The organism is Pseudomonas putida (genome assembly GCF_030159595.1).
Lineage (GTDB): Bacteria > Pseudomonadota > Gammaproteobacteria > Pseudomonadales > Pseudomonadaceae > Aquipseudomonas > Aquipseudomonas putida_AC.
Window position 1 is genome coordinate 218,982 of the sequence record NZ_BSKJ01000002.1, and the last position, 22,802, is coordinate 241,783.

At 61.7% G+C, this 22,802-nt stretch carries 21 protein-coding genes; 6 read left to right on the forward strand and 15 right to left on the reverse strand.

What is annotated here, in order from left to right:
• Position 1 precedes the first annotated feature (1 nt).
• The 3 genes from QQL85_RS05345 to QQL85_RS05355 all read left to right on the forward strand — a co-directional run bounded on the left by QQL85_RS05345 (position 2) and on the right by QQL85_RS05355 (position 2,238).
• Positions 2-340, forward strand: coding sequence for a phage infection protein (locus tag QQL85_RS05345; RefSeq protein WP_434489039.1), 339 nt, complete (start codon positions 2-4; stop codon positions 338-340).
• 121 nt (positions 341-461) lie between these two features.
• Entirely contained in the window at positions 462-1,097 is a 636-nt protein-coding gene (locus tag QQL85_RS05350; protein WP_019098907.1) for a TetR family transcriptional regulator, read from the forward strand.
• 43 nt (positions 1,098-1,140) lie between these two features.
• Complete coding sequence (locus tag QQL85_RS05355) at positions 1,141-2,238, forward strand: AGE family epimerase/isomerase (RefSeq protein WP_284353297.1); 1,098 nt, start codon at positions 1,141-1,143, stop codon at positions 2,236-2,238.
• Between the two features lie 123 nt (positions 2,239-2,361).
• On the opposite strand, the gene QQL85_RS05360 is transcribed toward QQL85_RS05355, so the two are convergent.
• From QQL85_RS05360 to QQL85_RS05385, 6 genes are all read right to left on the reverse strand, one after another.
• Positions 2,362-3,129, reverse strand: a complete 768-nt coding sequence (locus QQL85_RS05360; protein ID WP_284353296.1) for an SDR family oxidoreductase — start codon at positions 3,127-3,129, stop codon at positions 2,362-2,364.
• Between the two features lie 593 nt (positions 3,130-3,722).
• Positions 3,723-4,439 carry an ABC transporter ATP-binding protein gene (locus QQL85_RS05365; RefSeq protein ID WP_016712243.1) on the reverse strand — a complete coding sequence of 239 codons (717 nt, stop codon included), beginning with the start codon at positions 4,437-4,439 and terminating at the stop codon, positions 3,723-3,725.
• Positions 4,436-5,311: an ATP-binding cassette domain-containing protein gene (locus tag QQL85_RS05370; RefSeq protein WP_284353295.1), complete on the reverse strand. Its 876-nt coding sequence runs from the start codon at positions 5,309-5,311 to the stop codon at positions 4,436-4,438. Before QQL85_RS05370 ends, QQL85_RS05365 begins: the two co-directional genes overlap by 4 nt.
• The gene (gene livM, locus QQL85_RS05375; protein ID WP_284353294.1) at positions 5,308-6,609 is read right to left on the reverse strand and encodes a high-affinity branched-chain amino acid ABC transporter permease LivM; all 1,302 of its coding nucleotides are present in this window, start codon (positions 6,607-6,609) and stop codon (positions 5,308-5,310) included. Before livM ends, QQL85_RS05370 begins: the two co-directional genes overlap by 4 nt.
• Before the next feature lie 2 nt (positions 6,610-6,611).
• The gene (locus QQL85_RS05380; RefSeq protein ID WP_016489422.1) at positions 6,612-7,526 is read right to left on the reverse strand and encodes an ABC transporter permease subunit; all 915 of its coding nucleotides are present in this window, start codon (positions 7,524-7,526) and stop codon (positions 6,612-6,614) included.
• A 154-nt stretch (positions 7,527-7,680) separates the two neighbouring features.
• Positions 7,681-8,799, reverse strand: a complete 1,119-nt coding sequence (locus tag QQL85_RS05385; RefSeq protein ID WP_284353293.1) for a branched-chain amino acid ABC transporter substrate-binding protein — start codon at positions 8,797-8,799, stop codon at positions 7,681-7,683.
• Between the two features lie 469 nt (positions 8,800-9,268).
• Between QQL85_RS05385 and pncB the strand changes: the two genes are divergently transcribed.
• Positions 9,269-10,474: a nicotinate phosphoribosyltransferase gene (gene pncB / locus QQL85_RS05390; RefSeq protein WP_284353292.1), complete on the forward strand. Its 1,206-nt coding sequence runs from the start codon at positions 9,269-9,271 to the stop codon at positions 10,472-10,474.
• A 3-nt stretch (positions 10,475-10,477) separates the two neighbouring features.
• Complete coding sequence (gene nadE / locus QQL85_RS05395) at positions 10,478-11,305, forward strand: ammonia-dependent NAD(+) synthetase (RefSeq protein WP_284353291.1); 828 nt, start codon at positions 10,478-10,480, stop codon at positions 11,303-11,305.
• A 33-nt stretch (positions 11,306-11,338) separates the two neighbouring features.
• Here the strand turns inward: nadE and azu are convergent, their stop codons facing one another.
• Positions 11,339-11,785 (reverse strand): azurin, encoded by a 447-nt coding sequence (gene azu / locus QQL85_RS05400; protein WP_284353290.1) that lies wholly within the window; start codon positions 11,783-11,785, stop codon positions 11,339-11,341.
• Positions 11,786-12,134: 349 nt separating this feature from the next.
• Here azu and QQL85_RS05405 point away from each other — a divergent pair, with 349 nt between their 5' ends.
• A complete protein-coding gene (locus QQL85_RS05405; protein ID WP_284353289.1) occupies positions 12,135-12,722 on the forward strand; it encodes a TIGR00730 family Rossman fold protein in 588 nt (195 codons plus the stop codon).
• A 122-nt stretch (positions 12,723-12,844) separates the two neighbouring features.
• Here QQL85_RS05405 and QQL85_RS05410 read toward each other — a convergent pair whose 3' ends face one another.
• The 8 genes from QQL85_RS05410 to rnr form a co-directional block, all read right to left on the reverse strand.
• Positions 12,845-15,145, reverse strand: coding sequence for a YgiQ family radical SAM protein (locus QQL85_RS05410; protein ID WP_284353288.1), 2,301 nt, complete (start codon positions 15,143-15,145; stop codon positions 12,845-12,847).
• 187 nt (positions 15,146-15,332) lie between these two features.
• Entirely contained in the window at positions 15,333-16,730 is a 1,398-nt protein-coding gene (gene dnaB / locus QQL85_RS05415; RefSeq protein ID WP_284353287.1) for a replicative DNA helicase, read from the reverse strand.
• Positions 16,731-16,843: 113 nt separating this feature from the next.
• Positions 16,844-17,290, reverse strand: a complete 447-nt coding sequence (gene rplI, locus QQL85_RS05420) for a 50S ribosomal protein L9 (protein ID WP_012316464.1) — start codon at positions 17,288-17,290, stop codon at positions 16,844-16,846.
• Between the two features lie 20 nt (positions 17,291-17,310).
• Entirely contained in the window at positions 17,311-18,174 is an 864-nt protein-coding gene (locus QQL85_RS05425) for a hypothetical protein (RefSeq protein WP_284353286.1), read from the reverse strand.
• 33 nt (positions 18,175-18,207) lie between these two features.
• Complete coding sequence (rpsR, locus tag QQL85_RS05430) at positions 18,208-18,438, reverse strand: 30S ribosomal protein S18 (protein ID WP_003249563.1); 231 nt, start codon at positions 18,436-18,438, stop codon at positions 18,208-18,210.
• 28 nt (positions 18,439-18,466) lie between these two features.
• Entirely contained in the window at positions 18,467-18,892 is a 426-nt protein-coding gene (gene rpsF / locus QQL85_RS05435) for a 30S ribosomal protein S6 (RefSeq protein WP_003249557.1), read from the reverse strand.
• A 307-nt stretch (positions 18,893-19,199) separates the two neighbouring features.
• The gene (gene rlmB / locus QQL85_RS05440; protein WP_197888957.1) at positions 19,200-19,946 is read right to left on the reverse strand and encodes a 23S rRNA (guanosine(2251)-2'-O)-methyltransferase RlmB; all 747 of its coding nucleotides are present in this window, start codon (positions 19,944-19,946) and stop codon (positions 19,200-19,202) included.
• The gene (gene rnr / locus QQL85_RS05445) at positions 19,943-22,519 is read right to left on the reverse strand and encodes a ribonuclease R (protein ID WP_284353285.1); all 2,577 of its coding nucleotides are present in this window, start codon (positions 22,517-22,519) and stop codon (positions 19,943-19,945) included. The genes rlmB and rnr overlap by 4 nt, the downstream gene beginning before the upstream one ends.
• Positions 22,520-22,802: the final 283 nt, after the last annotated feature.

The window sequence follows — 22,802 nt, forward strand, 5'->3', positions numbered from 1 at the left end:
GATCGAACGCAGTGGCCGCGTTGCCGAAGGTGGCGCCGATCGCCTGATCGAACGCAGTGGCCGCGTTGCCGAAGGTGGTTCCGATCGCCTGATCGAACGCAGTGGCCGCGTTGCCGAAGGTGGCGCCGATCGCCTGATCGAACGCAGTGGCCGCGTTGCCGAAGGTGGCGCCGATCGCCTGATCGAACGCAGTGGCCGTGTTGCCGAAGGTGGTTCCGATCGCCTGATCGAACGCAGTGGCCGTGTTGCCGAAGGTGGCTCGGATCGTTTGATCGAACGTGCTGGCCGTGTAGCTGAAGGTGGTTCGGATCGCCTGGTTGAAATCCGCCGTGTGAGCTGATTGCCATGGTCGAAAAGAACAACTCATGTCACAACGCTTGCTCCCCTCCAGGCCCGGTCATTGACCGGGCTTTGTTTTTTTAACTAGAGTGCCCAGCCTTACCGTCACAGAAGCCCGCACCATGCTGCCGCGCGCCGAACAGAAGCTACAGACCCGCCAGGCCCTGCTCGATGCCGCCTGCCTGCTGATGGAAAGCGGCCGTGGTTTCGGCAGCATCAGCCTGCGCGAAGTGGCGAAAACCGCAGGCATCGTGCCCACCGGGTTCTACCGGCATTTCTCCGACATGGACGCCCTGGGCCTGGCCCTGGTGGCCGAAATCGACACCACCTTCCGTCAGACCATCCGCCTGGTACGGCAAAACGAATTCGAACTGGGCGGCATCACCGACGCGTCGGTGCGCATCTTCCTCGACGTGGTGGCCGCCCACCGCGCGCAGTTCCTGTTCCTGGCCCGCGAGCAATACGGTGGCTCGCAGGCCGTGCGTCAGGCCATTGCCCGCCTGCGCCAGGACATTAGCGATGACCTGGCCACAGACCTGGCGCGCATGAAGCGCTGGCAGCACCTGGACAGCGCCGCGCTGGCGGTGATGGCCGACCTGGTGGTAAAGACTGTGTTCGCCACCCTTCCCGAGCTTATCGACAGCCCCGAACCGGGTTATCCACAGGCGCTGACGCCGCAGGAAAAGATTACCCAGCAATTGCGCTTCATCTTTGTCGGGGCGCGGCATTGGCAAGGGCTGGGCAACCCACAACCCTAGTTCTGCTACCATGGCGCCCTGCCCGACAGCGACGAGCGCCGAAATGTCCAACCCCCGCCTCACCCTGCCTGAACTGGCCCGCTTCAACCAGCACTTCGCCGAACGCATCGTGCCGCTGTGGCAAGGCCCGGGCTGGAATGCCGACATGGCCCTGCCCTACGAAGCCCTGGATGCCCAGCACCAGCCCTTGCCGGTGCAGCGCTACCGGGCCATGGCCTGCGCACGCCAGCTTTACCTGTTCAGCAGCCGTATCGGGCAACCCGGTGCAGCCGAGCGCGCAGCCGCCTTGTTCCGTTCGCTGCAAAAGCACTTCCACGACGCCGAGCACGGTGGCTGGTTCTACAGCATCGATGCCCAAGGTAAACCGCTGGACCGCCGCAAGGACCTGTATACCCACGCCTTCATCGTGTTCGCCTGCGCGCACTACTGGGGCAAGGTGCGTGAAAGCCTGGTGGAGTCCACCCTGAACGCCGCGCTGGACATCATCGACCAGCAGTTTGCCCGTGACGACGGCCTGTACGAAGCCAGTCTGGGCGAAGACTGGGCCGACCTGGGCAGCGGCCCGCTGCAGAATCCCCAGATGCACCTGGCCGAGGCGTTTCTGCAGGTGCTGGCGGTGCGTGACGATGAATATGCCCAGCAGTCGTTGCTGCAGCTGTGTGAAGCGCTGCAGGCACACTTCGTCGAACCGGCCCATGGCCTGATGCTGGAGAAGCCAAGCGGAGCTGTGGATAACTGGTTCGAGCCGGGGCACCAGTTCGAATGGTTCTACCTGCTGCAAACCTCGCCGCTGCTGCGTGATACGCCGTTGCATGCGTCCCTCGACCGGGCTTTCGGCTTTGCCGAGCAGCACGGGGTGACAGAGGGGGCGGTACTGGCGATGCTGGATGTGGATGGCAAGGTGATCGATGCTACCCAGCGGATCTGGGCGCAGGCAGAGTACCTGCGGGCGTTGGTGTTGCGTGAGGCAGGCGAGGCGAAATTGGCTAGCCAGCTGCAGGCGCTGGAAGCGCGGTTCCTGCGGGAAGCGGGCTGGTATGAATGCCGGGATGGGGAAGGCAATGTCAGCCGGCACGATATGCCTTCGACTACGCCCTATCATCTGGCGACCTGCCTGGAAGGGTTGCAGCGCCTGGGCTGACGCCATCGTCGGCAAGCCAGCTCCCACAGGTACAGCGCAGCTCCTGAGGAATGCGCAATCCTGTGGGAGCTGGCTTGCCGGCGATGGGCCGCAAAGCGGCCCCAGTCGTTTAACCGACTGACATTAACCTTTGATCGACCGGTCGATCGAGAACCCTGCCCAATCCTGGCTCACCGGCATCAGCTCCAGGCTGTTGATGTTGATGTGCGCCGGCTGGTTGAGGATCCAGAAAATAGTCTCTGCAATGTCCTGCGGCTGGATTGGCTCGGCGCCCGCGTAGGTGGCGTCGTACTTGGCCTGGTCACCGCCGAAGCGCACCAGCGAAAACTCGCTCTCGCACAGGCCCGGCTCGATGTTGCTCACCCGCACGCCAGTACCGCGCAGGTCGCAGCGCAGGCTCAGCGAGAACTGGCCGACAAAGGCCTTGGTGCCGCCATACACGTTGCTGCCCGGGTACGGGTAGTTGCCCGCCACCGAACCCACGTTGAGGATCGACGCCCCACGGCCATGGGCGATCAGGCGTGGCAACAGCAGCCGGGTGGTGTACATCAGGCCCTTGATGTTGGTGTCGACCATGGTTTCCCAGTCGTCCAGGCTGCAGTTCTGCGCCGCATCCACACCCAGTGCCAGGCCTGCGTTGTTGACCAGGCCGCGCAACGTGTCGAAGCCGGCCGGCAGCGTGGCGATGGCCTGCTCCATGGCCTTGCGGTCACGCACGTCCAGTACCAGGCCATGCACTTCGGTCTTGGCCGAGAGTTCCGCGCACAGGGCGTCCAGGCGCTCCTTGCGGCGGCCAGTGAGCACCAGCTTCCAGCCAGCTTCGGCAAAGCGGCGGGCAGTGGCCTCGCCGAAACCGGAAGTGGCGCCAGTGATGAATACGGTGGACGTCATGCTCTGTTCCTCACGGTAGGTTGTCATGGCAGCTTTGCAGCATGCCCGCGCCAGGCGCCAGCAGCAAGTCGTTCACGCCGCTGTTCATTTTTTGTTCATGTGCGGCAAACCCTTGTGGTAGAAGGCCCGGGGCCAGCTATGCGCATGTTATCCACAAGGCTTTCCCCACGGATTGGGGGCAACTTGTCCACGGTGCGGAACCCTTTCAGCGTTGCGTGGTCGGTGGATATCTTTTCGGTGATGGCGCTAGGCTTTCAAGCATGCCGCCTGTAGCCGTCTGTCCAAGGTTTTTACACAGAGTTACCCACAGGCCTTAGGCTGATTTCGGAGTGCTTTCAGGGCTGTGAAAAACCTTTGAAAATCATCCACAGAGCGCATGTGATCAAAAAACAATCGCTTCTCTACAGGGCTTGGTATCAAAGGGCTGGCGCGAGATGCCACCATGTTTTCCACAGGCGGTTCCACATTATCCGTGGAAAAGATTCAACGCGTGGAAACAAGGGCTTGCGGGGGAATATTGACGTGTGTCGGGAGAGAGGCGCGGCAAGTTGTCCACATTGAGGATGGGGCTGCTTTGCAGCCCCTGTTTCAACTCAGTGGCCGCCCAGATAGGCGTTACGCACTTCCTCGTTGACCAACAGCTCCTGCCCGGTCCCGGTCATGCGGATCTGCCCGTTGACCATCACATACGCCCGGTCCGACAGCTTCAGCGCATGGTTGGCGTTCTGCTCCACCAGGAAGATGGTCATCCCGCTCTTGGCCAACTCGCGCAGGGTCGAGAAGATCTGCTTGACCACGATCGGCGCCAGCCCCAGTGAGGGCTCGTCCAGCAACAGCAACTTCGGCCGGCTCATCAGCGCCCGGGCAATCGCCAGCATCTGCTGCTCGCCACCTGACATGGTCATGGCCCGCTGGTTACGCCGCTCCTTCAAGCGTGGGAAAAGTTCGTACATGCGCTGCATGTCTTCGTCGGCATGCTTGTCGCCGATGGGGATAGTGCCCATCATCAGGTTCTCCTCGACGGTCATGTCGGGGAACACCCGGCGCCCTTCCGGCGACTGGGCAATGCCGTTGGAGGCGATGTAGTGCGACGACTTGCGGGTGATGTCGGTGCCGCGATACACGATGTGCCCCGACGCCGCCCGCGGCTGGCCGAAGATCGACATCAGCAGGGTCGACTTGCCGGCACCGTTGGCGCCGATCAGGCTGACCGTCTCGCCTTCATTGATGTGCATCGAGACCTTCTTCAGCGCCTGGATCGGCCCGTAGAACACGTCCAGGTCCTTCAGTTCGAGAATGGGTGCACTCATACCAGTTCCTCTTCGTCTGCACCCAGGTAGGCGGCGATCACCGTCGGGTTGTGGCGGATGTCCTGCGGGGCGCCTTCGGCAATCACGTTGCCGTGGTCCAGCACCACGATATGGTCGGAAATGCTCATGACCATGCCCATGTCGTGCTCGATCAACACCACGGTGATGTCGTGCTCGTCCCGCAGCACACGGATCATGCGGCTGAGGGCTTCGGTTTCCTGCGGGTTCAGGCCTGCTGCCGGTTCGTCCAGGCAGATGATCTTGGGCCGCGTGCACATGGCTCGGGCGATTTCCAGGCGGCGCTGCTGGCCGTAAGACAGCTCGCCGGCCAGGCGGTTGGCGCAGTCGACCAGGTCGACCACTTCCAGCCAGTAGAAGGCGTGGTCCAGCGCATCGCTCTCGGCCTTACGGTAAGCCTTGGTGTTGAGCACCCCGGCCAGCAGGTTGCGGTTGACCCACATGTGCTGGGCCACCAGCAGGTTCTCCACCACAGACATTTCCTTGAACAGGCGAATGTTCTGGAAGGTGCGCGCCAGGCCTGCGCGGTTGACCAGGTGGGTGCCGCCGAACATCTTGTAGTACATGCGGTTGGCAAAGCGTGCTGGCGACACGAAGTCCGCTGCCTGGAAGCGCTCGCCAAGCAACTGGATGACGTTGGTGTGGCTGCCACGCACGTTCAGCTCGATGCGCCCGCCACTGGCCTTGTAGAAACCGGTCAGGCAGTTGAACACCGTGGTCTTGCCGGCGCCGTTAGGGCCGATCAGGGCGAAGATCTGATTGCGCCGGACCTTCAGGCTGACGTCGCTGAGCGCCTTGATGCCACCGAACTGCATCATCAGGTTGTTGACCGAGAGAATGATATCGTCGCTCATGGCGCCACTCCTTTACGCGGGGTCACACCGGTACGGCTGATGCGGATCAGCCCACGCGGTCGCCAGATCATCATCAGCACCATCAGCACGCCGAACAGCAGCACACGGTACTCGGAGAAGCTGCGCAGCAGTTCGGGCGCCACGGTCAGCACGAACGCCGCGATCACCACGCCTACGGTGGAGCCCATGCCACCCAGCACGACGATGGCGAGGATCAGTGCCGACTCGAAGAAGGTGAACGACGACGGGTTGACGAAGCCCTGGTAAGTGGCAAAAAACACCCCGGCCAGGCCAGCAGTCGAAGCACCGAGGGTAAATGCCGAAAGCTTCACCAGCACATGGTTCAGGCCCATCGAACGGCAGGCGATTTCGTCTTCACGCAGTGCTTCCCACGCTCGGCCGACCGGCATGCGGGTCAGGCGGTGCTTGACGTACAGCACGGCCAGCACAACGAGGAACAGCACCGCGTAGATGAACACGAACTTGAGGTTGGCGTTGTAATCGAAGCCGAAGAACTCATGGATCGGCACTCCGCCGTCCTTGGCCCGGCGGCCGAATTCCAGGCCGAAGAAGGTTGGCGAAGGGGCCGGCATGCCGTTGGGGCCACCGGTGAACGACAACCAGTTGTTCAGCACCAGGCGGATGATCTCGCCAAAGCCCAAGGTCACGATCGCCAAGTAGTCACCGTGCATCCGTAGCACCGGGAAACCGAGAATACACCCCGCCAGCGCTGCGGCGATGGCCGCCAGGGGTAGCACGCTCCAGAAACCCAGGCCCAGGTACTGGTAACCCAGTGCCAGGCCGTAGGCGCCAATGGCGTAGAACGCCACATAGCCCAGGTCGAGCAGGCCGGCCAGGCCAACCACGATATTCAGGCCAAGGCCCAGCAACACATAGATCAAGCCGAGGATGACCACCGTCAGCAGGTACTTGTTGGCGAAGATCGGGAAGACGATGGCAATCACCACCAGCGCCGGGATGATGTAGCGCAGGCGCGACTTGTAGTCCGGCGCATTCACATGCACGCCCGAGCCACCGCTGTCGAAGCCTTGGAGCATGCGCACGCCAGCGGCGGTCTGCAGGTACAGGCTGAGCAGGAAGCGCCCCAGCATCACCCCGCCGACCAGCCAGGCCACCCGGCGCGGCTCGGCATTGAAGGTGTAGCCGTCGAGCACCACACCGACGACCGGGCCAAACACAATGAGGGCCAGCAGGCCGGCGACGATGGTCTCCAGCAGGCTGCGTTTAAGGTCGAAACCCTTGGTTTCGGAAGCAGAGGCAGTTTTGGCAACGGACATGTTCACACCTTAGCCACGAGCGGGCGACCCAGCAGGCCTTGTGGGCGGAAGATAAGGATCATCACCAGGAGCGAGAAGCTGAACACGTCCTTGTAGTCGGAGTTGATCAGGCCAGAGAACAGCGACTCGGAAATCCCCAGGATGATGCCGCCAAGCATGGCGCCAGGCAGCGAGCCGATACCACCGAGCACGGCGGCGGTGAACGCCTTGATGCCGATGATGAAGCCGGCATAGAAGTCGAAGGTGCCGTAGTTCATGGTGATCAGCACGCCGGCCAGGGCGGCCATTACCGCACCGATGACAAACACATACGAAATCACCCGGTCGGTGTTGATGCCCAGGATCGAGGCCATCTTGCGGTCTTGCTGGGTAGCACGGCACATGCGGCCGAGCTTGGTGTACTTGATCACATAGGTGAGCAGGCCCATGCCCACGAAAGCGGCGATGAGGATGAAGATCTTGGTGTAGGTCAGTTGCACGAAGCCGGTGCCGACTTCGACACGCAGGGCACCTTCAAGCAGGGTCGGCACGCCTTGCTGGCGGGCGCCCTGGCTGATCTGTGCGTAGTTCTGCAGGATCAGCGAAATGCCGATGGCACTGATAAGCGGTGCCAGGCGGGTAGAGTTGCGCAGGGGTTTGTAGGCGATGCGTTCGATGGTGAAGCCATAGACGCCCGTGACGACGACGGTGAACAACAGCGTACCCAACATCAGTAGCGGGAACGACTCGACGCCGAAATAGGCCAGCAATGCCAGGCTGATTGCCGCGAGGTACGCGGAAATCATATACACCTCGCCGTGCGCGAAGTTGATCATGCCGATGATGCCATAGACCATTGTGTAGCCGATGGCGATCAGGCCATAGACCGACCCAAGGGTCAGGCCGTTGACCAGTTGCTGCAGGAAAATACCATCCATAACGCAATCTCACCTGATTGAGATTGCACGAGCGCCGACCACGGCGCGGGCCACCGGTACGGGGCCCTCGCAGCGCAGAACTGTGCAGATCTACGAATAAAGACAGTTACCGCGGGGCTTGGGCCCGGGCATCAGCCCGGGCCGTGGGCCGTTATTATTTTTGTTTTTCCAGCTGGTGATATTTACCGTCTTTGTCCCACTGGTAGACCACATAGTCGGACACGGTCAGGTCACCCTTGCTGTCCCACTTTTTCTCGCCCATGACGGTCTTGACCGGGTTGGCTTTCAGCCACTTGGCCGCGTCTTCGCCCTTGTTGGATTTGGCACCATTGAAGCCGGCAGCCAAAGCTTCCAGGGAGGCGTAGGCGTACAAGGTGTAGCCTTCAGGTTCGGTACCGGCCTTGCGGAACGCCTCCACCACTGCCTTGCTCTCTGGCAGCAGGCGCGGGTCGGCACCGAAGGTCATGTACACGCCATCGACGTATTGCGCGCCGCCAGCGGTGGCCACCAGTTCGTCGGTGACGATGCCGTCATCGGACATGAACTTGACGTCCTTCAGGCCCTGCTCGCGCAGCTGGCGTACCAGCGGGCCGGCCTCTGGGTGCAGGCCGCCGAAATAGACCACGTCGGCACCGGTAGAACGGATCTTGGTGACCACGGCGCTGAAGTCTTTCTCGCCACGGGTCAGGCCTTCGTACAGCACAGGCTTCACGCCGCGTTTTTCAAGCTGCGCCTTGGTCGCGTCGGCCAGGCCCTGGCCGTAGGTGTCCTTGTCGTGCAGCACCGCGACTTTCTTGCCCTTGAGCACGTCGACGATACCCTGCTGGTCGTCACGGCCACACATGCGGAACATGGCGCTCAGGCCGCGCTCGGTGACCTGTGGGTTGGTGGAGCCTGGGGTAATGGCGATAACGCCAGCCTCGTCATACACCTCGGACGCCGGGATGGTGTTGGAGGAGCAGAAGTGGCCGACCACGCCGATCACCTTGTCCTGATCGACCAGGCGGTTGGCCACAGCCACGGCTTGCTTCGGTTCGCAGGCGTCATCGCCCTTGACCAGGACGATTTTCTCGCCGTTCACACCACCCGCCGCGTTGATCTTGTCGGCCGCTGCCTGCGCACCTTTCATGTACTGCTCGCCAAACGCCGCGTTAGCCCCGGTCATCGGGCCCGCTACACCGATCTTGACGTCGGCCTGAACATACGAAGAAACACCCAGTGCCGTAGCTACGGCAAGAGCCAGGAAACCTTTCTTGTAAAACGTCTGCGACATGAGGTGGTGCTCCTAGAGTTTTTTTTGGTTGGCACTACAACTTCTCAACCCTGTGCTCAGAGCAAGGGCCGTGCCATCGGTTTTGTCTTCCGGGAAAACACACTGCGCAGGTGCACTGCAGGCGACCGACGGCCTTTTCTTTATTGAGCGTGCAACCGTCTGCCACGCGGAAGGCGCCACCAGATGTACAGACAAGGAGCAACCACCGCGTGCCATCATTGCAACCCTGGCAAGTGTTTACGTGCAACCAGCCTGTAACAGCGGACGTCACCGAAGTGCACACCGCTGGTGCGCGACTGCTACAGGCGGCACCGTTTGAAGGCTAGCTGGTGCACGGAAAAACACGCGTTTTTGGCGGTTACGCGGCCTTTGTGGGAGCGGGCTTGCCCGCGAAGAGGCCAGCCCAGACACAACAAGGCCCAAAAGGCTGGCACAATGTCGGCCATTCGCCGCTTCCGGAGCCCCTTTGATGAGCGAGAGCGCATTCGCCGAGCGCATCGTGCACAACCTGCTCGACACCGACTTCTACAAACTCACCATGATGCAGGGCGTGCTGCACAACTACCCCGACGCCGACGTCGAATGGGAATTCCGCTGCCGCAACGGCGAGGACCTGCGCCCCTACCTCGGCGAGATCCGCCACCAGCTGGAACTGCTCAGCGACCTCTCCCTGGATGATGGCCAGCCGGCCTTCCTCGAACGCATCAGCTTCCTCAAGCCCGACTTCTTGCGCTTTCTGCGGCTGTTCCGCTTCAACCTGCGCTATGTGCGCATCGGTATCGAGAACGACCAACTGTTCCTGCGCCTCAAAGGCCCGTGGCTGCATGTAATCCTGTTCGAAGTGCCGCTACTGGCCATCATCAGCGAAGTGCGCAACCGCCAACTGCACCCGCACATGCGCCTGGCCGAAGCCCGCGACCAGCTGTACCGCAAGTTCGACTGGCTGCGCGCGCATGCCAGCGATGACGAACTGGCCGACCTGCAGGTAGCCGACTTCGGCACACGGCGGCGCTTTTCCAGCCGTGTACAGGAAGACGTGGTGCGGGTACTGCGCGACGACTTCCCGGGCCGCTTCGTCGGCACCAGCAACGTCGACCTGGCATGGAAACTGGATATCAAGCCGCTGGGCACCATGGCCCATGAGTGGATCATGGCCCACCAGCAGCTCGGCCCGCGCCTGATCGACAGCCAGATCGCCGCGCTGGACTGCTGGGTGCGCGAGTACCGCGGCCTGCTCGGCATCGCCCTGACCGACTGCATCACCATGGATGCCTTCCTCGGCGATTTCGACCTGTACTTCGCCAAGCTGTTCGACGGCCTGCGCCACGACTCGGGCGAGCCGGTGGCCTGGGCGGAGAAGGCCATTGCCCACTACCAGAAACTGGGTATCGACCCGATGACCAAGACCCTGGTGTTTTCCGATGGCCTCAACCTGACCCGCTCGCTGGAAATCTTCCGTGCCCTGCGCGGTTGCATCAACGTCAGCTTTGGTATCGGTACCAACCTGACGTGCGACATCCCGGGTGTGGCCCCGATGAACATCGTGCTTAAAATGACCGACTGCAACGGCGCGCCAGTGGCCAAGATCTCGGACGAAGCCGCCAAGACCCAATGCCGCGACGAGAACTTCGTCGCCTACCTGCGCCATGTATTCAAAGTCCCCAGCAAGGAGTAACCCATGCAAGCGGTTCAGCAAGAGATTGCCCAGGCGCTGAAGGTACAGCCGCCGTTCGCCGACACGGCCGCGCTTGAGGCCGAAGTCGCCCGGCGCGTGGCGTTCATCAAGGACTGTCTGGCCAACGCCCGGCTCAAGACCCTGGTGCTGGGTATCAGTGGCGGCGTCGATTCGCTGACCGCCGCCCTGCTCGCCCAGCGCGCCATCAACGAGTTGCGCGCCGAGACCGGTGACAAGGCATACACCTTCATCGCCGTGCGCCTGCCGTACCAGGTGCAGCATGACGAGCATGACGCCCAGGCGTGCCTTGAAGTGATCAAGGCCGATGAAGTGCACACTGTGGATATCGCCCCGGCAGTACGGGCATTGGCGGCTGAAGTGGTGGAGTTGAAGAACGGCTCGCCAACCCTGGTGGACTTCGTGGTTGGCAACGTCAAGGCGCGTACGCGCATGGTCGCCCAGTACACCATCGCCGGCGCACGCGCAGGCCTGGTGATCGGAACAGACCACGCCGCCGAGGCGGTGATGGGCTTCTTTACCAAGTTTGGTGATGGTGCCTGCGACCTGGCGCCGCTGAGCGGGCTGGTGAAGAACCAGGTACGGGCGATTGCGCGCAGCTTTGGTGCGCCGGAGTCACTGGTGGAGAAGGTGCCGACTGCCGACCTGGAGGACCTGGAGCCGGGCAAGCCGGACGAAGCGTCGCATGGCGTGACCTACCAGCAGATCGATGCCTTCCTGCATGGGCTGCCGGTTGACCAGGCGGCGTTCGACATCATCGTCGCCACCTACCGCAAGACCCAGCACAAGCGCGAACTGCCGTTCGCCCCTTGAAGCTAAGGGGCCGCCTTGCGGCCCCTTACCCGCTTACTTGACGACGACCTTACCCTTCATCATCGAGATGTGGCCCGGGAAGGTGCAGAAGAAGCTGTAATCACCACCGGCTTCCAGCTTGGAAGTGTCCAGGCTGATGCTGGCTTTTTCACCGGCACCGATCATCTTGGTGTGCCCGATGATCGCTGCGTTGTCAGCCTTGATGTAGTCCTTGTCCAGACCTTGCGACATACCTTCAGTGGCGATTGCCTGCATGTCGGCAGTCTTGCTGATTACCAGGTTGTGGCCCATGACGTTCTTCGGCAGGTTGCCACCGTGAGTCAGTTCGATCTCGACGGTCTTGCAGCTCTTGTCGACAGTAAACTCTTTGGTGTTGAACGACATCTGGTCAGTCGAGTCGACGGTGACTTTGCAGTCAGCTGCAAAGACAGAGGCGCTGGCGAGGGTCAGCAGGGATACCGCTACAGCTTTCGCAAACATCATGAATCTCCTTGGCAGGGTTTTATCAATTGCGAGACTGCCTGAAACCATCCAGCCCCCTGCTGATATGGGTCAAGGGGGTGTCAATAGGCCAGCCAGTAGAATTGTTCAATGGATTGTATACAACCAATCTAAGGGCACATCATGCCCTTTTAATAGACGATGGGACAACCTCTCATTTAGGAGCAATACCAAATGCCCATCTCCAGCCTGATCAACAGCCTGCTCGCCGCCTATGCTCACGGGGCTACTGGTGCCATCTGCGAATTCTCCCGCCCTGAATGAACGCGACCTTGGAAGTGACGGGCATGCGCCGTACCCTGTGCACCTGAGTGACAGGAGATGAGCAATGCCCGTACGTTCCGTTTGTGTGTTCTGCGGCGCCAGCATCGGCGCCAACCCCGCCTACCATGAAGCCGCCGTCGCCCTTGGCCAGGCCATTGCTCGTCGCGGCCTGACCCTGGTCTACGGTGGCGGTGCGGTCGGCCTGATGGGCACCGTTGCCGACGCTGCCATGGCGGCCGGCGGCGAGGTGGTCGGCATCATCCCCGAAAGCCTGATGAACGCCGAAATCGGCCATAAAGGCCTCAGCCGCCTGGAAGTGGTCGACGGCATGCACGCGCGCAAGGCTCGCATGGCCGAGCTGAGCGACGCCTTCATCGCCCTGCCGGGTGGGCTGGGTACGCTGGAAGAGTTGTTCGAGGTATGGACCTGGGGGCAGCTGGGCTATCACGCCAAGCCGCTGGGGCTGCTGGACGTGAACGGCTTCTACGACAAGCTGGGCGGATTCCTCGACCATATTGTCGAAGAAGGCTTTGTGCGGCCGCAACACCGGGCGATGTTGCTGCTGGGGCAGCAGCCGGACGAACTGCTGGATGGCATGGACAACTTTGTTGCGCCGGTGGCGCCGAAGTGGGTCGACCATAAGCCTGACTGACCCAGATGGATCGGCCGGACACTGACTCTGTGGGAGCGGGTTCACCCGCGAATACGATAGTGGATTTACCGACGCATTCGCGGGTAAACCCGCTCCCACAGGGCTCTATGTAGTCTTCAAGATCAGCGCGGGATGACTGGCTGGCGCGGCTTCTTGTTGCCCTTGCCACCCTTGGCTGCTTCCTTACGTTCCTTGGCCGCCTTCTCGTTACGCGCAAACGCCTCGGCTTTGGCCTTCTCACGCTTGTCCCACGGCTTGCTGCCATCGCTGCCCCGTGGTGGCAGGCCAGTGTGCTGAGTAAGGATTTTCTGATCCTTGCCTACCTTGTGGCTGCCTGCCGGCGTCGAGTTCTTGCGGCGGGCGCTCTGGTAAGTATCCGTCTGCGGCTGGTGCAGCGGGATCAACTGGTGCTTGCCCGGGCCGATCAGGTCGGCACGGCCCATGCGTTCCAGCGCTTCACGCAGCATCGGCCAGCCCTTCGGGTCGTGGTAGCGCAAGAACGCTTTGTGCAGGCGGCGCTGCTCTTCGCTCTTGACGATCTCCACCCCTTCGCTTTTGTAAGTCACCTTGCGCAGCGGGTTCTTGCCCGAGTGGTACATGGCCGTAGCCGAGGCCATCGGCGATGGGTAGAACGCCTGCACCTGGTCGGCACGGAAGCCGTTACCCTTCAGCCACAGGGCAAGGTTCATCATGTCTTCGTCGGTGGTGCCCGGATGCGCGGCGATGAAGTACGGGATCAGGTACTGCTCCTTGCCCGCTTCTTTCGAGAACTTCTCGAACATGCGCTTGAATCGGTCATAGGTGCCCATGCCCGGCTTCATCATCTTGTCCAGCGGGCCACGCTCGGTGTGCTCCGGGGCAATCTTCAGGTAGCCGCCAACGTGGTGGGTAACCAGCTCCTTGACATACTCCGGTGACTCCACCGCCAGGTCATAGCGCAGGCCCGAGGCGATCAGGATCTTCTTCACACCCGGCAGGGCACGGGCCTTGCGGTACAGTTCGATCAGCGAGCTGTGGTCGGTGTTGAGGTTTTCGCAAATGCCCGGGAACACGCACGACGGCTTGCGGCAGTGCTTCTCGATGTCGTGGCTCTTGCAGGCGATGCGGTACATGTTGGCGGTCGGGCCACCCAGGTCGGAGACCACGCCGGTGAAGCCCGGCACCTTGTCGCGCATCTCTTCGATCTCGTTCAGGATCGACTCGTGCGAGCGGTTCTGGATGATGCGGCCTTCGTGCTCGGTGATCGAGCAGAAGGTGCAGCCACCGAAGCAGCCACGCATGATGTTCACCGAGAAACGGATCATCTCGTAGGCCGGGATGCGCTCCTTGCCATAGGCCGGGTGCGGCACTCGGGCATACGGCATGCCGAACACATAGTCCATCTCCTCGGTGCTCATGGGGATGGGTGGCGGGTTGAACCACACATCCACTTCGCCGTGCTTCTGCACCAGGGCGCGGGCGTTGCCCGGGTTGGTCTCCAGGTGCAGCACGCGGTTGGCGTGGGCATAGAGTACCGGGTCGTTACGCACCTTTTCGAACGACGGCAGGCGGATCACCGACTTTTCCCGAGTCACGCTCGGGCTGTCGAGAATCTGCACCACCTTGGCTTCGTTCGGATCTTCCTGGTCGCCCTTGGCCTGCTCGATGGCGCAAGCCTGGGTGTCCTGGGTGTTCACATACGGGTTGATGATCTTCTCGACGCGGCCTGGGCGGTCGATGCGGGTCGAGTCGATCTCGTACCAGCCTTGCGGGGTATCACGGCGCACGAAGGCAGTGCCGCGCACATCAGTGATGGTCTCGATCGACTCACCATTGGACAGGCGCTGAGCCACCTCGACCACAGCCCGCTCGGCGTTGCCGAACAGCAGGATATCGGCGCTGGCGTCGATCAGGATCGAGTGGCGGACCTTGTCCTGCCAGTAGTCGTAGTGGGCGATGCGGCGCAACGAAGCTTCAATACCGCCAAGTACGATCGGCACATGCTTGTAGGCTTCCTTGCAGCGCTGGCTGTACACCAGGCTGGCGCGGTCCGGGCGGCTACCCGCCAGGCCACCAGGGGTGTAGGCGTCGTCCGAACGGATCTTCTTGTCCGCGGTGTAGCGGTTGATCATCGAATCCATGTTGCCGGCGGCCACGCCGAAGAACAGGTTCGGCTCGCCGAGCTTCATGAAGTCGTCTTTCGACTGCCAGTTCGGCTGGGCAATGATGCCCACGCGAAAGCCCTGGGCCTCCAGCAGGCGACCGATGATGGCCATGCCGAACGACGGGTGGTCGACGTAAGCATCACCGGTCACGATGATGATGTCGCAGGAATCCCAGCCGAGCAGATCCATCTCCTCCCTGCTCATCGGCAGGAAAGGTGCTGGCCCGAAGCATTCGGCCCAGTACTTGGGATAGTCGTAGAGTGGTTTGGCTGCTTGCATGTCAGTGACCGGTTCTGGTGTGCAGGGAAATCGCGGGCGCGGAATATAGCACAAATTTTGACCAAATCCGACGGTGGTTGTCGGATTCATTAGGCGCATCAGAGCCCCGATGGAGTAACTGTCTTGCTCGAGTCCAGATGCTGGCGCAAGCCCGCTCCCACAGAGAACCGGGAATTGCCGGAGATCTTTATTCGTCGTCGTCGAAGTTGTACATGCCCGGCGCAAGGTTCTCGAAACGGGTGTACTTGCCGATAAACGCGAGGCGCACGAAGCCGATGGGGCCGTTACGCTGTTTACCGATGATGATTTCCGCCACGCCCTTGTGCTCGGTCTCGGGGTGGTACACCTCGTCCCGGTACACGAACATGATCACGTCGGCGTCCTGCTCGATTGCACCGGATTCACGCAAGTCGGAGTTCACCGGACGTTTGTTCGGGCGCTGTTCCAGGGAACGGTTCAGCTGCGACAGGGCGATCACCGGGCAGTTGAATTCCTTGGCCAGGGCCTTGAGCGAGCGGGAGATTTCGGAAATCTCGTTGGTGCGGTTGTCACCGGAAGAGCCCGGGATCTGCATCAGCTGCAGGTAGTCGACCATGATCATGCCGATTTCACCGTGCTCACGCGCCAAGCGTCGCGTGCGCGCCCGCATTTCCGACGGGCTGATGCCGGCAGTATCGTCGATGAACAGCTTGCGGTCGTTAAGCAGGTTCACTGCGGAGGTCAGGCGCGGCCAGTCGTCGTCATCCAGTTGGCCGGAACGCACTTTGGTCTGGTCGATTCGGCCGAGGGACGAGAGCATACGCATGATCAGCGACTCACCTGGCATCTCGAGGGAGAACACCAGCACCGCCTTTTCGCTGCGCAGCACAGCGTTTTCCACCAGGTTCATGGCGAAGGTGGTTTTACCCATCGACGGACGGCCGGCGACGATGATCAGGTCGGCTGCCTGCAGGCCGCTGGTTTTCTCGTCCAGGTCGGTATAGCCGGTCGAAATACCGGTGATGTCACTGTCGGAGTTGAACAGCGTATCGATGCGGTCGATAGCCATGGTCAACAGTTCGTTGACGCCTACCGGGCCGCCGGTTTTTGGCCGTGCCTCGGCGATCTGGAAGATCTGCCGCTCGGCATCGTCGAGAATCTCTGCAGCGTTGCGCCCCTGCGGGTTGAACGCGTTGTCGGCGATGTCGGTACTGATGCTGATCAGTTGGCGCAGTGTGGCCCGTTCGCGAATGATCGCGGCGTAGGCCTTGATGTTGGCTACCGACGGGGTGTTCTTGGCCAGTTCGGCCAAGTACGCCAGGCCGCCCACCTGCGAGCACAGGCCTTCCTTGTCCAACTGCTCGTGCAGGGTCACCACGTCGAATGGCTGGTTGGCATCGGCCAACTTGTGCACGGCGCGGAAGATCAGCCGGTGGTCATGCCGGTAGAAATCGCCATCCGACACCTGGTCCAGCACCCGCTCCCAGGCCTCGTTGTCCAGCATCAGGCCACCAAGCACGGCCTGTTCGGCCTCGATGGAATGCGGCGGCACCTTCAGGGCGGCGGTTTGCAGGTCTAGCTGTTCGGAGGTGGTGATCTCGTTCATGGCCACGAAAGAATTCTGGAGGATGAAAAAGACAAAGGGCACGGCCTGTAAAGAACAGGACCGTGCCCGATGTTAACCGCCTGACTCGCAAGGAGCCAGCCAGTTAGCGCAGCTTAGGCAGCTACGACGACCACACGTACGGTGGCTTCAACGTCGCTGTGCAGGTGCACGGCTACGTCGTATTCGCCAACCTGACGGATGGTGCCGTTCGGCAGACGAACTTCAGCTTTGGCCACTTCAACGCCGGAGGCGGTCAGGGCGTCAGCGATGTCGTGGGTGCCGATCGAACCGAACAGCTTGCCTTCATCGCCAGCGGTGGCAGTGATGGTCACTTCCAGCTCGGCCAGTTGGGCAGCGCGGCTTTCAGCCGACGATTTACGGTCAGCAGCTGCTTTTTCCAGCTCGGCGCGACGCTCTTCGAACGCAGCCAGGTTGGCGGCGTTGGCAACGGTGGCCTTGCCGAATGGCAGCAGGAAGTTACGGCCGTAACCAGCCTTAACTTTTACTTTGTCGCCCAGGTTGCCCAGGTTAGCGACTTTTTCCAGCAGGATCAGTTCCATTTGGTAAAACCTCTTAACTTTTAACCTTCACCGTTCGCGGAGTCATTCCCCTTGGGGGACTTGCGACCGCGAAAATCAATCAGGCTGTCGACAATGGCCAAAACCACCAGCAACGGATAAATCAGCTGCATGATCAGCGGCAGCGTCACGTACATGCCCACCAGCCAGAAACCGGCCAGTCGCCCCTGCGCCACCAGCCCGTGCATCAACGCGATGCCAGCCAGCACCAGTACCAGGCTCGAAGCCGATGCCAGGATGATGAACTGCGGCCCGATGAACGGGGCCACCACCATCACTGCCACCAAGACCGCCATGGTCTGTTTCGGCAACTTCAGGGCGCGAAACTCGCGACCGAAGCCTCCAGGGTTGTACAACGCTGCCTGCCAGTAGCGCGCCAGCACCAGGGCCAGCACACTGAACAATTGCACCGTCACTGCTGTGGAAGCGACCAGCACAGGGCGGATCAGCTCACCGGAGAGCACAGGTTGCCCCTCGATTTTCGGCATGGCCTCGGCAAACGCCTTGGCCAACATATCGAAGGTTTGCGCCAGCGCCAGATCGAGCACGAGGCTGAAAGCCACGGCGAACACGGCACTGACCAGCAACACCCGGCTCCAGGGATGCTCGGCACGCAACATGGCGGCCAGAGCCAGGGCACCCGCGATCACCAGAAAGGTGATGGGATCGCCCATGACCCACACGGCCAGCCCAGCCAGCAGGCCGCCGGCGATGACCGATGTAGCATCCTTGAACCCACGCCGCAGCAGCACAAGGCTGCCGGCAGCGGCACTCAACCAGAACAGCAGCGGCAGTACCGCGCTAATGACCACCACCAGGGTGGCCTGCACACGACCGCGCATGATGAAACTTGCTAACGCTCGCATGCTAATCCCTTACTGCTTGTCGACGACCCGGTCTCAGCGGCCGTGGCTGTCGGTGTAGGGCAGCAGGGCCAGGAAGCGGGCGCGCTTGATAGCGGTAGCCAGCTGACGCTGATAACGAGCTTTGGTACCGGTGATGCGGCTTGGAACGATCTTGCCGGTTTCGGATACATAAGCTTTCAGGGTGTTGAGATCTTTGAAGTCGATCTCTTTCACGTCTTCAGCAGTGAAGCGGCAGAATTTACGACGACGGAAGAAACGTGCCATTTAATAGGCTCCTCTAAAGGTCCGTGGATTACTCGTCAGCGTTATCGCTGGAGTCGCTGTCATTGCTGTCGTCGCCTTCGGCGGAGTCAGCATGCTCAGGACGCTCGCGACGCTCACGGCGCTCGCTGCGGTTCTCTTCAGCCTTCAGCATCTCGGACTGGCCGGTAACGGCTTCGTCGCGACGGATGACCAGGTTACGGATAACGGCATCGTTGTAGCGGAAGTTGTCTTCCAGCTCGGCCAGGGCCTTGCCGGTGCACTCAACGTTCAGCATCACATAGTGAGCCTTGTGAACATTGTTGATTGCATAGGCCAGTTGACGACGGCCCCAGTCTTCCAGGCGGTGGATTTTGCCACCGTCTTCTTCGATCAGCTTGGTGTAACGCTCAACCATGCCGCCGACTTGCTCGCTCTGGTCCGGGTGAACCAGGAAGATGATTTCGTAATGACGCATGAATGCTCCTTACGGGTTAGTAGTCTGCCAGGGAATCTGGTCAGACAAGGAGTGAATGACACTGTATGTCTTGCACGGAGGGGAGGCACATGTGCGCCTGCCAGCTCGGCAAGGGGCGCAATTGTAGAGAAGGCGTTGCGCACAAGCAAGGCAATTGGCGAATATTTGAACAGTCAGAAACATATTCACAGGCTATCGGCCTCTTCGCGGGCAAGCCCGCTCCCACAGGAGCGCACCACACTCGAATCAGGTGGGGATCTTGTGGGAGCGGGCTTGCCCGCGAAGAGGCCGGAACAGGCTTACGCGATCAGCGCTTGGCCTGACGCTGGCGCACGGCCTCGAACAGGCAAACGCCAGTCGCCACCGAAACGTTCAGGCTGCTGACGCTCCCGCCCATCGGCAACTTCACCAGGAAGTCGCAATGTTCACGGGTCAGTCGGCGCATGCCTTTGCCTTCTGCGCCCATGATCATCACCAAAGGCCCGGTCAGGTCTTGCTGGTAGATCTCCTGCTCGGCCTCGCCAGCGGTACCCACCACCCACAAGCCACGCTGCTGCAGCTTCTCCAGCGTGCGCGCCAGGTTGGTCACGGCCACCAGCGGGATCACCTCGGCCGCGCCGCACGCCACCTTGCGCACCACTGGTGTCAGGGTTGCCGACTTGTCCTTGGGCACCAGCACCGCCGTGGCACCCGCCGCATCAGCCGTGCGCAGGCAGGCACCAAGGTTGTGCGGGTCGGTCACACCGTCCAGCACCAGGATCAGCGGCGGCGTTTCGGTGCGCTCAAGCAACTCTTCGAGCATCAACTCGCCCCACACCTGGCTCGGGCTCACCTCGGCGACCACGCCCTGGTGCACGCCTTCGACCCAGGCATCCATCTCACGGCGCTCGGCCTGGCCAACCTGCACGCGGTTTTCCGCGGCCAGCGCCAGCAGCGCCTGCAGGCGTGGCTCACTGCGCCCTTCCGACAGCCAGATCTGCTTGACCCGCTTCGGATGGTGTTGCAGCAATGCCTGCACGGCGTGCACGCCGTAGATCTTTTCCAGCTGACTCATGACTTGCTCTTGCTCTTGCGTGGCGCGCCGGACTTCGGCGGGCCTTTACGGTGCTTGGTCGGCTTGCCGGTGGCCTTGCCACCTTTGTCCGACTTGCTGCTGGACGGGCCGCCGGTGCGGGCATCGCTCATCAGCGCCTTTTTCATTTCGCGGCTCTTGCGCACTTCGGCGTTACGCTGCACGGCGTCTTTCGGGAAATACGCTTCGGAGGTTTCGCTCTTGCGGCTGCGCGGCTTTGGTGTCGCCTTGGCTTCGACCGGTGCCGGCTCGGCCTTGTCGGCAGTCGGGGCGGCGCCACGCTGCTTGCGACCGATCGGCGCAGCCAGCGTCTTGTCGGCCACTTCGAAGTCGATCTTGCGCTCGTCCAGGTCGACACGCATGACCTTGACTTCAATCGTATCGCCCAGGCGGAAGCTGCGCCCGGTGCGCTCACCGGACAGACGGTGGTGCACCGGATCGAAGTGGTAGTAGTCGCCCGGCAGCGCACTGACGTGCACCAGGCCTTCTACATAGATGTCGGTCAGCTCGACGAACAGACCGAAACCGGTCACGGCGGTGATGACGCCCGGGAAGGTCTCGCCCACGCGGTCTTTCATGAACTCGCACTTGAGCCAGTTGACCACGTCACGCGTGGCTTCATCGGCCCGGCGCTCGGTCATCGAGCACTGCTCGCCAAGCTGCTCCAGGGTGTTCTCGTCGTACGGGTAGATGCGCGCCTTGGGGATGCTCATGGCGCCGGCACGCTTGACGTGCGGGGTATCCACCTTGGAACGGATGATGCTGCGGATGGCGCGATGCACCAGCAGGTCCGGGTAACGGCGGATCGGCGAGGTGAAGTGGGTGTACGCCTCGTAGTTCAGGCCGAAGTGGCCGTTGTTCTCGGTGCTGTACACCGCCTGGCTCAGCGAGCGCAGCATCACGGTCTGAATCAGGTGGAAGTCCGGGCGCCCAGCGATGCTCGCCAGCAGGGCCTGGTAATCCTTGGGCGACGGGTCCTTGCCCTTGTGCAGGCTCAGGCCCAGCTCCCCCAGGAAGGCACGCAGTTTTTCCAGGCGCTCCGGCGGCGGGCCGTCGTGCACGCGGTACAGCGCCGGCACGCCGTGCTTCTGCAGGAACTCGGCAGTGGCCACGTTGGCCGCCAGCATGCACTCTTCGATCAGCTTGTGGGCGTCGTTGCGCACGGTCGGGCGGATTTCCGCGATCTTGCGCTGGTCACCGAAGATGATGCGGGTTTCCTGGGTCTCGAAGTCGATGGCGCCCCGGGTGTGACGGGCATCCACCAGCACCTTGTACAGGTTGTACAGGTTCTTCAGGTCCGGCACGACCTCCTTGTACTCCTCGCGCAGCGCCTTGCCCTCACGGGTGCGGGCGTGCTCGAGCATGCTGCTGACCTTGTTGTAGGTCAGGCGGGCGTGGGAGTGGATCACGCCTTCGTAGAACTGGTAGTCGACCATCTGGCCGGCTTTGTTCATGGTCATTTCGCAGACCATGGCCAAGCGGTCGACGTGCGGGTTCAGCGAGCACAGGCCGTTGGACAGCTCTTCTGGGAGCATCGGCACCACGCGCTCGGGGAAGTACACCGAGTTGCCGCGCTGCTGGGCTTCGACATCCAGGGCCGAGCCCAGGCGCACATAGCTGGACACATCGGCGATGGCCACATACAGGCGCCAGCCACCCGAGAACAAGCGCAGCTTGCCCAGCGGTTCGCAATAGACGGCATCGTCGAAGTCGCGGGCGTCTTCACCGTCGATGGTGACGAACGGCAGGTGACGCAGGTCGACGCGCTTCTCTTTGTCTTTTTCTTCGACTTCGGAGCGGAACTTGCGCGCTTCCTTGACTACAGCTTCAGGCCAGACGTGCGGGATGTCGTAGCTGCGCAGGGCAACGTCGATTTCCATGCCCGGCGCCATGTAATTGCCAATGACCTCGACCACATCGCCTTGCGGCTGGAAGCGTGGGGTTGGCCAGTGGGTGATCTTGATTTCGACGAACTGGCCGATCTTGGCACCGCCATTGCGCCCGGCGGTCACCAGCACTTCCTGCTGGATCTTCGGGTTGTCCGGGGTTACATAGCCGATGCCGCCTTCTTCGAAGTAACGGCCGACCACGCTTTCGTGGGCACGGGAGATGACCTCGACGATCACGCCTTCACGGCGCCCACGGCGGTCGGTACCGGACACCCGCGCCAGCGCGCGGTCGCCATCGAAGGCCAGGCGCATCTGCGACGGGCCGAGGAACAGGTCATCGCTGCCATCATCGGGGATGAGGAAACCAAACCCGTCGCGGTGGCCGGAGATACGGCCGCAGATCAGGTCGAGCTTGTCCACCGGGGCATAAGTGCCGCGCCGGGTATAGATAAGCTGGCCGTCGCGCTCCATGGCACGCAGACGGCGGCGCAGGGCTTCGATCTGGTCTTCTTCATACAGACCAAACTCTTTCGCCAGCTCCTCGCGCGCAGCGGGCTCGCCACGGTCAGCAAGGCGCTGCAGGATCAGCTCACGGCTGGGAATGGGGTTGTCGTATTTTTCCGCTTCGCGAGCGGCCTCGGGATCGAGGGATTGCCAATCGGCCATCAGAAGGGGTTCACCTTGGGGTATATAGATAGGAATTCTGGCATAGGCGTATTGAAACCGGAAATGTCTGCCTTGGACAGCCCCTGCTGCAGTGCATAGACAGCAGGAATAGGCCTGTGGAATCAACAAGTTGAATTTTTTGAAATTTTTTTCGCTTGGGGGGTTTACAGCCCCCCGGACCGTCCGTATAGTGCGCACCACAACGACGGACAAGCCCGAAGTTGTAGTAGAGATTAGCGACGCTGTAAAGCATCAAATAATCTCGAATGTGTGCCCAGGTGGC